Origin of the sequence: Streptomyces yerevanensis, assembly GCF_000716805.1 — a bacterium.
Classification (GTDB): domain Bacteria; phylum Actinomycetota; class Actinomycetes; order Streptomycetales; family Streptomycetaceae; genus Streptomyces; species Streptomyces flaveus.
Window position 1 is genome coordinate 1 of the sequence record NZ_JNWJ01000023.1, and the last position, 13,177, is coordinate 13,177.

At 68.8% G+C, this 13,177-nt stretch carries 12 protein-coding genes and 1 pseudogene; 7 read left to right on the top strand and 6 right to left on the bottom strand.

The features are described from left to right. Nucleotides 1-80: 80 nt before the first annotated feature. From murJ to OP79_RS23855, 5 genes are all read left to right on the top strand, one after another. Nucleotides 81-1,538 (top strand): murein biosynthesis integral membrane protein MurJ, encoded by a 1,458-nt coding sequence (gene murJ, locus OP79_RS23835; protein ID WP_245685437.1) that lies wholly within the window; start codon nt 81-83, stop codon nt 1,536-1,538. A 76-nt stretch (nt 1,539-1,614) separates the two neighbouring features. Beyond that, nucleotides 1,615-2,364, top strand: coding sequence for a polysaccharide deacetylase family protein (locus OP79_RS23840; protein WP_245685431.1), 750 nt, complete (start codon nt 1,615-1,617; stop codon nt 2,362-2,364). Between the two features lie 9 nt (nt 2,365-2,373). After that, complete coding sequence (locus tag OP79_RS23845; RefSeq protein ID WP_033322695.1) at nt 2,374-3,546, top strand: glycosyltransferase; 1,173 nt, start codon at nt 2,374-2,376, stop codon at nt 3,544-3,546. Beyond that, nucleotides 3,546-4,214, top strand: coding sequence for a YveK family protein (locus tag OP79_RS23850; protein ID WP_033322697.1), 669 nt, complete (start codon nt 3,546-3,548; stop codon nt 4,212-4,214). The genes OP79_RS23845 and OP79_RS23850 overlap by 1 nt, the downstream gene beginning before the upstream one ends. Continuing rightward, nucleotides 4,211-5,368 (top strand): GNAT family N-acetyltransferase, encoded by a 1,158-nt coding sequence (locus OP79_RS23855; RefSeq protein ID WP_051744873.1) that lies wholly within the window; start codon nt 4,211-4,213, stop codon nt 5,366-5,368. Before OP79_RS23850 ends, OP79_RS23855 begins: the two co-directional genes overlap by 4 nt. On the opposite strand, the gene OP79_RS23860 is transcribed toward OP79_RS23855, so the two are convergent. The 4 genes from OP79_RS23860 to OP79_RS23875 all read right to left on the bottom strand — a co-directional run bounded on the left by OP79_RS23860 (nt 5,324) and on the right by OP79_RS23875 (nt 9,800). After that, nucleotides 5,324-6,589, bottom strand: coding sequence for a glycoside hydrolase family 26 protein (locus OP79_RS23860; RefSeq protein WP_051744874.1), 1,266 nt, complete (start codon nt 6,587-6,589; stop codon nt 5,324-5,326). The genes OP79_RS23855 and OP79_RS23860 overlap by 45 nt on opposite strands. 227 nt (nt 6,590-6,816) lie before the next feature. Then, nucleotides 6,817-7,353 (bottom strand): hypothetical protein, encoded by a 537-nt coding sequence (locus OP79_RS23865; RefSeq protein WP_425428598.1) that lies wholly within the window; start codon nt 7,351-7,353, stop codon nt 6,817-6,819. Nucleotides 7,354-8,545: 1,192 nt separating this feature from the next. Beyond that, entirely contained in the window at nt 8,546-8,866 is a 321-nt protein-coding gene (locus tag OP79_RS23870; protein ID WP_033322701.1) for a hypothetical protein, read from the bottom strand. 478 nt (nt 8,867-9,344) lie between these two features. Continuing rightward, nucleotides 9,345-9,800 carry a hypothetical protein gene (locus OP79_RS23875; protein ID WP_033322703.1) on the bottom strand — a complete coding sequence of 152 codons (456 nt, stop codon included), beginning with the start codon at nt 9,798-9,800 and terminating at the stop codon, nt 9,345-9,347. A gap of 916 nt (nt 9,801-10,716) precedes the next feature. On the opposite strand from OP79_RS23875, the pseudogene OP79_RS57120 reads away from it, so the two are divergent. Continuing rightward, a pseudogene (locus tag OP79_RS57120) lies at nt 10,717-11,028 on the top strand (DUF5753 domain-containing protein); the annotation flags it as partial. Nucleotides 11,029-11,090: 62 nt separating this feature from the next. On the opposite strand, the gene OP79_RS52065 reads toward OP79_RS57120, so the two are convergent. After that, nucleotides 11,091-11,288, bottom strand: a complete 198-nt coding sequence (locus OP79_RS52065) for a DUF397 domain-containing protein (RefSeq protein ID WP_078491976.1) — start codon at nt 11,286-11,288, stop codon at nt 11,091-11,093. 13 nt (nt 11,289-11,301) lie between these two features. Further along, entirely contained in the window at nt 11,302-12,156 is an 855-nt protein-coding gene (locus tag OP79_RS23885; protein WP_033322705.1) for a helix-turn-helix domain-containing protein, read from the bottom strand. Between the two features lie 288 nt (nt 12,157-12,444). Between OP79_RS23885 and OP79_RS23890 the strand changes: the two genes are divergently transcribed. After that, nucleotides 12,445-12,996 carry an ATP-binding protein gene (locus tag OP79_RS23890; protein ID WP_342669548.1) on the top strand — a complete coding sequence of 184 codons (552 nt, stop codon included), beginning with the start codon at nt 12,445-12,447 and terminating at the stop codon, nt 12,994-12,996. Nucleotides 12,997-13,177: the final 181 nt, after the last annotated feature.

A 13,177-nucleotide genomic window follows, 5' to 3' on the forward strand; every position in this document is an offset into this window, starting at 1 on the left:
GCCGCGGAGCGGCTGTGTCACCGCGGTGCGTGCTCTCGGCGTGCCGGGTGCAAGCCCTCGTACTGGACGTACTTGGGCTTGTGCCCGGTGCGGCGAGAGTGCGTGCCGGGCGTCGCGACAGGGCGAACGTTGCCTGCCGGGGCACTAGCGACACCGGCGACCCGGTGCGCGCCCTGGTCCGCGGCACGCTGCCCCGCCTGACGCTGGCGTTCACCGTGGCGTCGGTACTGCTCATCTGGGGGGCGCCGTACCTGGTCGAGGTGCTGGCGCCAGGGCTCCCGGATCCCCGGCTCGCGGTGGACTGCACCCGGCTGACCGGCACCTGCGTCCTGACCTTCGGCCTCGCCGGCTACTGCAGCGCGGCCCTGCGCGCGCACCGCCGGTTCGTCGCACCCGCGGCCATCTACGTCGCCTACAACACCGCCGTCATCACGGCGATGTTCGTCCTCGGCGGACGCTGGGGCGTACGCGCGGCGGCGATCGGCGTGGCGGTGGGCGGACTGCTGATGATCCTCACCCAACTGCCCTCCTTCCTACGACAGTTGCGCCGCCGACCGACGGACCTCGGGACAACCCCGACGGACGCACCGAACGCGACGGGCCCCGCGGCCCTCGAGGATCCGGCGGTCCTCGAGGATCCGGCAGACCTCGAGGACCCGGCGGCAGACCGGCGCGCCGTGAACCTCGCCCTCTTCGGCACCGTCCTGCTCTTCGCCCTGTGCCGCCAGTCCCAGGTCCTCATCGAACGCTTCCTGGCCGCCCCGCTCCCCGCCGGCACCATCTCGCACCTCAACTACGCCCAGAAGGTTGCCCAGTTGCCGATGGTGCTCGCCCTGATGCTGTGCACGGTCACCTTCCCCGTCGTCTCGCAGGCACTGGCCGAGGGCGACACCGAGCGGGCCCGCGACCGCGTCGAGCGCGACCTGAGGGCGGTGTCGTACGTCGTGCTGCTCGGCACCGCCGCGGTCGTCGCCTGCGCCCCGCAGCTCATCCAACTCCTCTTCCAGCGGGGCGCGTTCACCGCACAGGACACCGCGGCCACCGCCGCCGTCATGCGCGTGTACGCCCTGGGGCTGCTCGGCCAGGCGCTGGTGGGCGCGCTCGTCCGCTCGTACTTCTCGGCAGGGCGGGCCACCTGGTACCCGGTGGCCGCCATGACCGCCGGTATCGCCGCCACGGCCGGTGCCGGCGCATGGGCGGTCGGCTCATGGGGCGTACTCGGCATCGCCGCGGCCAACGCGGCCGGCATCAGCCTCACCGCCCTGATCCTGCTGTACGGCATGGGAACGCGCGGCGTACCGATCCGCACCCGGCGGGTGCTGGCCGCGATGGGCCGGCCGTTGCGCGCCGCGGTGGTCGCCTGCGGGGTGGGCTGGTTCGGCGCGAGCCTCGTCGGCTCGTCCACCCTCGGGCTCACGGCCGGCGGCACGGCCGTCACCGTCGTCTTCCTCGTGCTCGCCGGGATGCCGGGCGGGCAGGGCTTCACCCCCACCATCCGCACCCTCACCCGGAGGCTTCCCCATGCCCGTTTCCGCTGACCACGACCCGACTGCCGCCCCTCAACCCACTGCCCCTCAACCCACCGCCACACGATCCGAAATGCCCCGATCCGACATGCCTCGATCCGATACGCCCCGCCCCGACCGGTCCCGACGCAGACCCGGCCCGCCCCCGTGGGTGGCGATGTACCACTCCGTGGACGACTGCTCCCACGACCCGTACCGCGTCACCGTCTCACCCCGCCGCCTCGACCAGCAGCTCGGCTGGCTGAGCCGCCGGGGCCTGCGTGGCGTCGGTGTGCGTGAGCTGCTCGCCGCGCGTGCCAGGGGGGAGGCCCAGAACCTGGTGGGGCTGACCTTCGACGACGGGTACGCCGACTTCCTCACGCACGCCCTGCCGCTGCTGCACCGCCACGGCTTCGGCGCCACTCTGTTCGTACTGCCGGGCAGGCTGGGCGGCGACAACGCCTGGGACCCGCACGGCCCGCGCAAGCCGCTGCTGTCGGCGGAGGGCATCCGGCAGGCCGCCGCCGAGGGCATCGAGATCGGCTCGCACGGCCTCACGCACATGGACCTGACCCGGGCCGACAACGCACAGCTCCGCGCCGAGGTGAGCGACAGCAGAGCACTGCTCTCCGAAGTGACCGGTGCTCACATCCACGGCTTCTGCTACCCGTACGGCCGAGTCGACCACCGCGCCGCCGACGCCGTACGCCAGGCGGGCTACAGCTACGCCTGCGCCACCGGCCCCGGCGACCTGAACAGCCCCTACGCCCTCCCCCGTGTCCACGTCGGCGAGCGCGACACGGCCTGGCGGCTGCACCTCAAGCGCCGGCTGCACCGCCACCCCGTCGACGGAGTGTGAGCCCCCGCGATGCCCGGCTTGAAGGCCCTGCACATCATCACCGGCCTGGGAGCAGGCGGCGCGGAACAACAGCTCCGCCTGCTCCTGCGCCACTTGCCCCTCGACTGCGACGTCGTGACCCTCACCAACCCCGGCCAGGTCGCCGAAGGCCTGACGGCGGACGGCGTCCGGGTCGTCCACCTCGGCATGTCCGGCAACCGGGACCTGTCCGCCCTGCCCCGACTGGCCCGCCTGATCCGCCACGGCGGCTACGACCTCGTACACACCCACCTCTACCGGGCCTGCGTGTACGGCAGGATCGCCGCCCGCCTGGCGGGCGTCCGTGCCGTGGTGGCCACCGAACACTCCCTCGGCGGCACGCAGTTGGAGGGCCGCGCCCTGACCACCCGTATGCGCGCGCTGTACCTGGCCAGCGAGCGCCTTGGCCGGGCCACGGTCGCGGTCTCCCCCACGGTGGCCGACCGGCTCCGCGGCTGGGGCGTGCCCGAGCCGCGCATCGAGGTCGTGCCCAACGGCATCGACGTGGCCCGCTTCCGCTTCGACCCCGACCGCCGCGAACGCACCCGCCGCCGACTCGGGCTGCCGAAGGACGCGTACGTCGTCGGCGGCATCGGCCGGCTGACCGCGGGCAAGCGGTTCGGCGTCCTGATCGACGCCCTCGGCCGACTCCCCCGCGACTACATGCTGTTGCTGGTCGGCAGCGGCCCCGAGGAGAACGTACTGCGGCGCGCCGCCCAACGGGCCGGGGTGACCGGCCGGGTGCTGTTCACGGGCGAGCAGCCGTACGAGCCCGACGGCACCCACGCCCTGGATCTGCCCTCGCTGACCTCGGCGATGGACGTACTCGCCTCGCCGAGCACGGAGGAGTCCTTCGGTCTGGCCGTCGTGGAGGGCCTGGCAGCGGGACTGCCGGTGCTGTACGCCTGCTGCCCGGCCGTCGAGGACCTCCCGCCGCGCCTCGCCGCCGGGGCCCACCGGGTGCACGGCGACGCGGACGCGTTCGCCCGCGCCCTGGCCGAGACCCGCGCCCGGACCGGGCACGACCCCTCCCGCCCGACGGACCGCCCGGCCCCCGCCGCCGCCCGCCACTACTGCATCACGCGCACCGCCGCACAACTCATGGACGTGTACGCAGCCGCCGTCTCGTCCCCGTCCCCGTCACCCCTGGGAGTGATCCCCTGATGACCCTCAAGACCGAATCCCCGACCTCCCCGCCCCGCCGACCGCGGGGGGCCCTGAGGCGCCTGCGAGCGCTTCCGTCCTGGTCCCTGCTCGCGGCCGGCACCCTCACCGGCGCCCTGGCCGGCGGCGCGTACGGCGCCCTCACGCCGCCCGCCTACTCGGCCTCGGCCTACGTCGTTGCCGTACCCACCACGAAATCCGACCCACAGGCGGCGCTCGGCTTCGCCCAGGCGTACGGCCGGGTCGCCACCCAACTCGCGGTACTCGGCGACGCCCAGGTGTGGGCGGGCGTACCGGTGCGGACGCTGCGCGAGAGCGTACGGTCGGCGACCTCACCGGACGCACCGATGGTCGCCGTGACGGCCACCTCCGCCCGACCCGACCTCGCCGCCGACATGGCCAATGCGGTCACCCGCGCGATGACCCGGCACGCCACCCACACCAAGAACGCCACGCACGTCGAACTCCGCCAGTTCTCCCGGGCCGTCGAGCCCAACGAGCCGTCCTCGGCATCCCCGGCACTGACCGGCCTGGTGGGCGCGAGCGCCGGCGGCCTGCTGGGCGGCCTCGCACTGCTGGCCCGCCCACGGCACACGGACACCGACAGCATGGGCTCGGCCGTAGTACCCGGCCCGGCCACCGCCGCCGACGCCCACGGCCAGCTGTGAGCGGGGCACGGGTGGCGGCCGACGGCGGCACCCTGCAGGCCGAACTGTGCACCGACGAGCGCGAGTTCACCGCACTGGGCCCGGCCTGGGAGCGGCTGTACCGCAGATGCGGCACGGCGACCCCCTTCCAGAGCCACGCCTGGCTGCACTCGTGGTGGACGTCGTACGGCACCCCGGGCCGACTACGGCTGGTACTGGTACGCGACGGCAGCGGCGAACTACGGGCCGCCGCACCGCTGATGCGCACCGGCGTCCCACTGCCCCGACTGGTCCCGCTCGGCGGAGCGATCTCCGACTACGGGGACGTACTGCTCGACGACGAACACGCCGACCGCGCCGCGGACGCACTCACCCAGACACTCTGGACGGCCGCCCGCACCGCACTGATCGACATCCGCGAGGTCCGCCCGGGCGGCGCCGCGGAGCAGGTGTACGCACGCTGGCCCGGCCCTCGGCGACAGCTGGCCGACTCGGTGTGCCTGGAGCTGCCCGCCCACCCGATGGACAAGCTGCTCACCCGGATGCCGCCCGGCCGAGCACAACGCATCCATACCAAGATCCGCAAGCTCGGCGAACTCGGCATGGAACACCGCTTCGTCCGACCCGACGAGGTGGACTCGGCCCTACGCACCATGCTGGACCTGCACCGCCTCCAATGGGCGACCCGCAAAGTGACCGCCGAACACCTCAGACCCCGCTTCCACGAGCACCTGGCCCGCTCGCTCGGCCCACTGGTCCGCTCCGGGGACGCCGTGGTGACCGAGTTCCGGGCCGGCACCGACGTACTCGCCGTCGACGTGACCCTGCTGACACCGCGACTGGCGGGCAACTACCTGTACGGCGCCCACCCACGGCTACGGGAGTGGAAGGCGGACATCGCCACCATGCTGCTGCACGCCAGCGCCGATCACGTGGCCCGCGACGGCCGCCAGGTACTGAGCCTGCTGCGCGGAGCCGAGCCGTACAAGTTCCGCTGGCGCCCGGACACCGTGGTCAACCAGCGACTGCTGCTGGCCCGACGGCGCACCGCCCCGCTCCTGTCGGCGGTCGCCTGCGAGGCCTCCGCGCGCAACCGGGCCAGGGAACTCGTACGCAGGCGGAAGGAGCGGTCACCAACTGAACGACCACCAGTCGTCCGGCCACCAGTCGTCTGACCACCAGTCATCCGGCCACCAGTCGTCACGGACGCAGGGCTCCCCGCCGATCCAGTACTCGACCCAGTCGCCCAGGTCCAGCGACGAGCAACCCGGGGCCGGCTGGGGCTCCGGAGTGGGCTCGGGCACAGGCGTTGGCATCGGCGGCACGGGCTCGGTACGTCCGTAAAGCACGGCCTGGTACACCTGAGCCGCCTGCGGATTCTGCCCGCACTGCCACACGCCGTGCGGGCAGTAGTCGGTGAGCGTGTTGTACAGCGGCTTGTGCTCGTCCATCCAGGCGAGCATGTGCCGCATGTACTCCGCGTTGTCGCCGTTGCGGAACAGCCCCCACTCCGGATACGAGATGGGCTTCCCACGCTCCCTGGCGAAGTCCACATGATCCTGCAGCCCGTACGGCTCCGTGACCTGCTCGTCGAACGGCATCCCTTGCGGCTGGTCGTAACTGTCCATCCCGATGATGTCGACCGTGTCGTCCCCTGGATAGCACTCGGTCCACGGAATGGCATCGCGCCCGCGATTAGGCGCGAAGTCGAACCGAAACTCCTGGCCGGGCACCGACCGCATGGCGGCGACGATCCGGTTCCAGTACGCCTTCCAGGCCTCTGGATCCGGCCCGCACCGATGGGTGTACGTGATGCCGTTCATCTCCCACCCCAGCACCAGGATGGTGTCCGGCACCCCCAACCCGACCAGCCGCTCGGCCAGCCGCCGGTAATGCACATCGAACTCCCCGGCCGCACCCCGCCGCAGCAGGTGACGCACCTCGGCGTCGGAAACTCCCTCCTCGTTGCGCTCCATCATCGGCACATTGAGCACAAAGATCCGGTCGTCCCTCTCCCGCCGCCAGTCCGCCCAGTCATCGAGAAATCCGGGCGCACCCTCGATGTTGCTCCAGAGATCACCGGGCAGATACGTACGCCCCACCCGCAGATCAGCCCCACCCAGCCACCGACTGAACCAGTCCGTCTGAGCCACGCCACGCCAGCTGTAGTCGAGGTAGGCGCCGAAGGCGGGGAAGGGGGCGGGGGTTGCACCAGTGACCGTCGGCGCCCGGGGCGCCACTCGCCCCGGCGCCGCTACCGGCCCCCGCGTCTTGGCGTCCTCATCCACCCCGCTGCCTCCACGGTGCCCGGGCCCCGCCAACAGGGCAGCCCCCGCAACAACGCCGACCGCCGCACACACGGGCCATCGTCTGAGGCGCCGATACCGTACGGCCATGACTGCTCCCGTCTCGGCTGATCAACGGCGGCGTAACGGCTGCACCGCCACCTACTTTTCCGGATCACTCCTGACATCCAGTCATATGTACTGCGATCCCGCGAGCGGAGCCGTCTGCCTGGCCGCCCCCAGACCACCCGCCCGGGTGAGCCCTGGCCGGAACGGGTCCGGGGGCCGGACGAGTCTCCGTCCGACCCCCGAGAGAAGCACTCCCGCGTAGATCCTCCCTACCGCACCGAAGCGGCTCGCCCTCGCCGGTACAGAATGGCGCCGCTCACCAGCAGCGCGGCAGCACCCGAGGCAAGGAGCACCTGCTCCTCACCACCACCGGTCTCAGCAAGCGAGGGCTGCTGCGTCGGGGGTGCGCCGACCGGGGTGGCCGGTCGCGGCGACGTGGGCAGCGTCCTCGCCGACGGAATGGTGGTGGGCGGTGACGGCTCCGTAGGCGGCGTGTACGAGTCGCCGCCGCCGTCGCTTCCGTCGTCGCCGTAGCCACTGTCCTCGCCGTGATCGACGCCAAGGCTGTAACTGACGTCGTAATCGAGCCCACTGCCGTAGCCGTGATCGCCGTACTCGGCGGATGTGTCGGCCTCGGCGCCCACACCGACGGGATTGCCGCCGACGTCCGAGGCAACGTCCAGCGAAGCCTCAACGTCGCCGCCCGCCAGGGCGCCGGACGATGCCCCGGCGCCTTCCTCGGAACGCGAGCCCGCGAACGCCGGGCTGCCGTACAGGGACAGAATGCTCGTCGCGGCGGCAGCCACGGCCATTCCCCTGCTCAGGTTCTGTCGCAATCTAGTCGTCTTCCTGCTCGAATAATTGGGAGAAGCCGGCATAGAAACCGAAGGAACAGGCCCAAGCCGGGCCCGCGCCTCAGCCGTTCGGCTGATGTTCCGACAACGGCACGGAGTGGGCGAATGAACTGACTCCCTCGTCAGTTCCTCCCCCGCTTCCTACGGCCGCGCCGGGGAGCGGCTTCACGCCTGCCATAGTTTCGCCGTGACTGGATTTTCTGACTGGTCAGATGATGCGACCCGGTGAAATGCCAGTACCGGCACCCGGGGCACTGATAGATCCGGTCCGGAATCCTCTCGATCAACGGCTGCCTGACGAGCCAGGCGCGGGCCTCGCCCTCAGTACGGAATGAGGCTTTACCCGTTTCCGGGCAACGCGGCAAGATGATCACATCAGCCATATTCTCTCCAATGCGCGATGCGACTCACATTCCTGTGACGAGAAGGACGGAACCGATACTGCATCGGCACGAAACCATCCACCAAGCAGGTGACAACCCATATGGACGAGCAGCCATCAAATTTCATCCGAACGGCCCTGTACGGCGACTGATATGAAGTGCGCCGATCAGACGATATGCAGGAGGGTCACGAGCTGCACCGTCCGGCGACTTGGCCGACCGGTAATTCGCTGAACTCACCCAGCACGGAAAAAGAGTCGGCGGCCATCGGGAGGGAACGGAGCCGGGTCCGGCAGCGACTGACTGAACGAGATCCTGATCGCCGCTGCCGAACGCCGTATCACGGTTCGACCGGCCACACCGCATACGACAAAGGGGACGCCGAGATCTTGCTGCCTCGGCATCCCCTGTTCCGCAGATTATCGGCCCTCTTCCCCGTCACCCCGAGCCGACAGATGGATCAGGGCATCCGACCAACGGCACAGGGCGAAAGCCCTGACTCTCTCGTTAGCCCCTCCCCTGTGCACTAATTGTGCGATCACCTGCGGCGTGATAATTTAATAGTGATCAACATTAATCCTGGGAAAGAGAAAGCGCCTCTCCCTCGATGGATGAGGATGTTGCCCCATCTACCTTTCAGGGAAAGACGCTTTCAGACTGGGTCACTATCTCCCAGAAAATCGAGGATGGATGCCCCTGACTGCCGGACTGGACTGGACAGTCACAACGCGGGGTCAGGGGCTCCGTTCGCCCCGTCGACGTCAGAGAATAGCGCCGGTGAGGTCACCGGCAATATCCCCGAGGAGAGAGGTGTCCCCGCCATCCACGTCGTTGTCGGTCGGGATGTAGTTGAAGTTGTTGTTCTTGCCGAACTGGCAGGCAATCACGTCGCCGAACCCGTTGTTCTGCTCGGAGTTGCCGTCACCATCCGACTCCCCCTCGTACGAGAGGGTGCTGCAGAAGGGCCCGTCCTTCTTGTCGTTGCCGCCCCTGCCCTCGGCGCTGGCAGCCGACGCAGAACCCGCGAGGAGGGCCACCGCAGCGAGGGTCGAGGCGGCGCCCAGCTTCATGCTCTTGCGCATTAATATCTCCGTTTCTCGGTCCTTCTCCGTCTGGAAGAACGAAATCGATATTGCCCTACCGCCCAAGCCCGCACCACTTGGAACGACCCCGACCCGAGAACTTCATCCACATGGCCCCGCAGAGCGGTTGATGTGAATTGCAGAATTCCCAGGTCACACCGGATCAGCCATCCAATGGAGCAACGACACACCATCTGCGAAACAGAGTTGATGTCGATTCATCAATGGCGATCGTGAGCCCCGGAACCGATCAGTTCATCCTGCTTGTCCCGGCGGGCATCGGGCAGGGCCTTCGCGTGACGTCGCGGCTGCGTCGAGATCCAGGTTCGATCCGATCCCACCAGCCTATTGACAGGTCAGCGGCTCCCCCTCCCACCGAAGAGCCGTTCGCCCGTAATCGAGGATGGATGCCCCTGACTGCCGGACTGGACTGGACAGTCACAACGCGGGGTCAGGGGCTCCGTTCGCTCCGTCGACGTCAGAGAATACCGCCGGTGAGGTCACCGGCAATATCCCCGAGGAGAGAGGTGTCCCCGCCATCCACGTCGTTGCCGGTCGGAATGTAGTTGAAGTTGTTGTTCTCGCCGAACTGGCAGGCAACCACGTCGCCGAACCCGTTGTTCTGCTCGGCGTTGTCGTCGCCTTCTGACCCCCCCTCGCCCGAGAGGCTGCTGCAGGCGGGTCCGTAGTCGTCCTTCTCCTCGTGGTCGCGCCCGTTCTCGTGGCCGCGCCCGTTCTCGTGGCCGCGCCCGTTCTCGTGGCCGCGCCCGTTCTCGTGGCCGCGCCCGTTCTCGTGGCCGCGCTCGTTGTTGTAGCCGTGGCCGTTGTCGGCGTGAGCGACCCCACCGCCGACAAGGCCAATGCCGCCGACCATGACTGCGACAGCCACGGCCTTCTTGAGCTTGTGCATCGCATCTCCGTTTTCCTCGCGCACACGACCCTCCTTACGGACCGTGCCTGCATGGTCACAGACGATAACATCCACCTCTCTTATCGCTTATTTCTGACACACCTGACTGAATGCCATTAATCGACCTATGCACGCTTCAGGGCAGCTGAAGTCGCCGGACCGCACTGCAGCAGGTGGCGACCGTTCCGAACAGACCGGGACCAGTCGCCGCGGCCAGCGCAGAAGAGGCCGAGCAGCGAGGACTCGAAACCCCTGTCGTGTCGGGTTCGGTGCCCTGATCGCCTTCGTCGCCCGGAGGTGCAGGAGCGACGTCGTCGCCGGTCATCGCGTGTCCCGTAGGGCCGCCGCCAGTTTGCGAGCCGTGTCCGGGTTGCAGCGCCCGAGGTCCACGAGGGGTGGCAAGTAGTCGCCGGCGAGGGAGAGGGCGTCCAGCCCCAGTGACGACAGTAGTACGCCGACTCCGGCCAGCGCCTCTCCCAGTTCGCCTCTCGCGGCCTCCGCCTCCTGGATCTGCGTCCGCTTGGCAATCTCCGTGCTGCACTTTGCCGTTGCAATCCGTCAGCTACGGTCACCAAGTGTAACGGTTTCGGAGCAGTGGAACGAAAACGGGGGTCAACGATGCCCGCACCGAAGGAACTTGACCCGTCCACCTCGCTATCCGCCCTGTACGGCGTGAAGTTGCGCAAGCTCCGCATCCGGGCCGGGCCGGGCTCACCCAGCGGCAACTCGGCGACAAGATCCCCATCGCCCACAGCCGTATCGCCCAGTTCGAACTGGCAAGGAGACGCCGCCCGAGGACGTCAACGCCAAGTTGGATGTCTTGCTGGGTGCGGACGGCGACCTGATCGACCTGTGGGGTCACATCAGGAGGACGCCGATCCCGGACTGGGCGCGGAAGTTCGTGGAGTACGAGGCCAGGTCGACCAAGATGCTCAAGTACATGGCGCAAGCCGTGCCCGGCCTCCTCCAGACGGAGGCCTACGCCAGGGCCTTGCTCCGTATCAGCCGTCCCCGTGACACCAACGCCGAGATCGAAGAGCTCGTGACCACCCGACTTGAGCGGCAGGCCATCCTCCAACGCAGCGCTCCGCCGCTGCTGTGGTGCATCCTGGACGAGGCGGTGATTCGCCGCCCCGTCGGAGGCCACGCGGTGATGAGCGAGCAGTTGGCGCATGTGCTCCGCATGGCGCGGACTCCGCACGTGGTCGTACAGGTACTGCCCTTCGGGCAGGGCGAACACCCGGTCATGGGCGGGTCGTTGACCATCCTGAGCTTTGAGCGGGGCTCTGACGTGGCCTACACCGAGAGTTCGCGCTATGAAGGCGGGTTCTGGAACGTGCCTACCTTCACGCTGCGTATCAGCAAGCGCAGCGAGGTGCGGCCTGTCGTCAGGACCTCGTACGGGATGTCGCTTTCTCGGAGTTCCACGCCATTGGTGGTGGCGGCCACTTCGACGCAGTTGTTGCCGCCACCCCCGCAGAACGACGATCGCTGCCACTCGCTCCCGGTCATATCCCTGGTCCCCTCACAGTTCGCGGGCGATGGAGCGGATGAGCTTCTGCGACTCGTCAGGTGACAGGGCCGACTGCTCCATCAGGTCCAAAAGGGAACGATAGTTCGCCAGGGGAGTCGGGGCATCCACGAAATGTGCCCCCATCGCTGTGTCCAGCTGAACCGTGTCCAACTGCGGGACCGGTCCCTCCGCGTACAGGACCGACTGCCCCGCTCCGTGGAAGGCGCCGGCGCTGAACGGAATCACGAGCAGCGTCACGTTGTCGCGGTCGGCTGCGTCCGCGAGGTACTCGAGCTGGGTCCGGGCCACATCGCGCCCGCCGAACTCCAGGCGCAGGGCGGCTTCGTGGATGATTCCGACGTAGCGCGTCGGGTTCGGCCTGCTGAGGATGTCCTGGCGCCTGAGCCGGTGCTCGACCCGCAGCTCCACGTCCAGCCGTCGCAGCTTCGGCACCGTGTATTCGAAGATCGCACGCGCATGATCCTCGGTCTGGAGCAGGCCCGGCAGGTGAAGCGACTGGGCTGTACGGATCCGGGTGGCGAAATGCTCCACCTCCGAAACCTCAAGGTGTCCTTCTGGGAGCTTGCCCCGGTATTCGTCCCACCAGTGGGTGGCTCGACGGGGGCCCGCCATCACGGCCAGAGCGTCGACCAGTGCCGGATCAGGGCACTTGTAGTGGCAGGCGATCTGTCGTACTCGCTCCTCGCTGAGGCCGGTACGCCCCGCTTCGATGTTGGAGATCATCGTCCGGTCCGAGCCGAGCAGTGACGCTGCTTCCTGGATGGAGATGCCTGCCTGCTCGCGCATGCGGCGCATCTCCGCAGCCAGGCGTCGCTTGCGGTTCGTCGGGGCGTTTCGTGGGGCCATGGTTCCTCTCCCGTGCGCGCGAGCAGTCTGGCAACGAAAGCTCACGCCGTCTAGTGAGCACATCAATCGTTCACTAGAAAGTGGAAGTAGCGCTCACTAGTGAGTTTTAGTGCTCTACGGTGTGACCCGTGCCACCCGATTCGCCGCCAGAACCGGAAGCGCACCGTACAGCCCTGCCCACCCGGGACGCAGGGCAGCGCGGCAAAGACACCACCCGGCCATGTCCCCAACACCGCGTGGCGCACGCCCACTTGTCACTTCACGACCGCGCACCTCAGGAGGCGCCACGTGGACAACGACCACACCTGCCCGAACCCAACCACCACCCCTCACGGCGACCACAACTCCCTTCTCATGGCCACCCTGGACCCCCTCTCAGGCCCCCCGCACCCTCCACCCCTCCCCTTCGCCGCCCCCTGGCAGTACGAACTCCACTTCCCCTGTGACCCAAGAGGCCCCGGTATCGCCAGGCTCACCCTCCGGGCCGTACTCTCCGCTCACGGTCTCGCCGAACTCGCCGACCGCGCCGAGCTGTTGGCCTCCGAGCTGACCACCAACTCGGTCCGGCACACGAAGGGGCCCGCATCCGTACGGCTCCAGTGGCTCTGCCCCGTACTGCGGGTCACCGTCTGGGACATGAGCCCCGACCTGCCCCCGCCCGCGCCGCCCGTCGCACCCCCTCCGCACGCGGACGGCGGGCGCGGGATGCTGATTCTTGAAGCGGTGGCCGACCGGTGGGGCGGGTGCGCCATAGGGGAAGGGCCGTACGGACCGGGCGGCAAGACCGTCTGGTTCGAGCTCTCCCTCCCGGAGGGGCCGCCGTCGACGCTGGCGGCCTGACCCCTCCGAGGCCGGGGGTAAAGAGGTGCCCCGCAGTCGAGGCTGTCGGCCAACCCCCTGCGCCGGGACACCAGTTGCGAAAAGCGTGACACTTTCCGGGAAAGTGTCACGCTTTTCGCGGCGTGCCCGCCTGGATCGCACGCCATCGGCCGGATTCGCCGACAAGGTCCACAGTCGCGAC

Bases quoted from the DNA above. Each gene is read 5' to 3' on its own strand.
- OP79_RS23840 (WP_245685431.1), top strand. From the start codon at position 1,615: ATGCCTCGATCCGATACGCCCCGCCCCGACCGGTCCCGACGCAGACCC.
- OP79_RS23845 (WP_033322695.1), top strand. From the start codon at position 2,374: ATGCCCGGCTTGAAGGCCCTGCACATCATCACCGGCCTGGGAGCAGGC.
- OP79_RS23850 (WP_033322697.1), top strand. From the start codon at position 3,546: ATGACCCTCAAGACCGAATCCCCGACCTCCCCGCCCCGCCGACCGCGG.
- OP79_RS23860 (WP_051744874.1), bottom strand. From the start codon at position 6,589: ATGGCCGTACGGTATCGGCGCCTCAGACGATGGCCCGTGTGTGCGGCG.
- OP79_RS23870 (WP_033322701.1), bottom strand. From the start codon at position 8,866: ATGCGCAAGAGCATGAAGCTGGGCGCCGCCTCGACCCTCGCTGCGGTG.
- OP79_RS52065 (WP_078491976.1), bottom strand. From the start codon at position 11,288: ATGACCGGGAGCGAGTGGCAGCGATCGTCGTTCTGCGGGGGTGGCGGC.
- OP79_RS23885 (WP_033322705.1), bottom strand. From the start codon at position 12,156: ATGGCCCCACGAAACGCCCCGACGAACCGCAAGCGACGCCTGGCTGCG.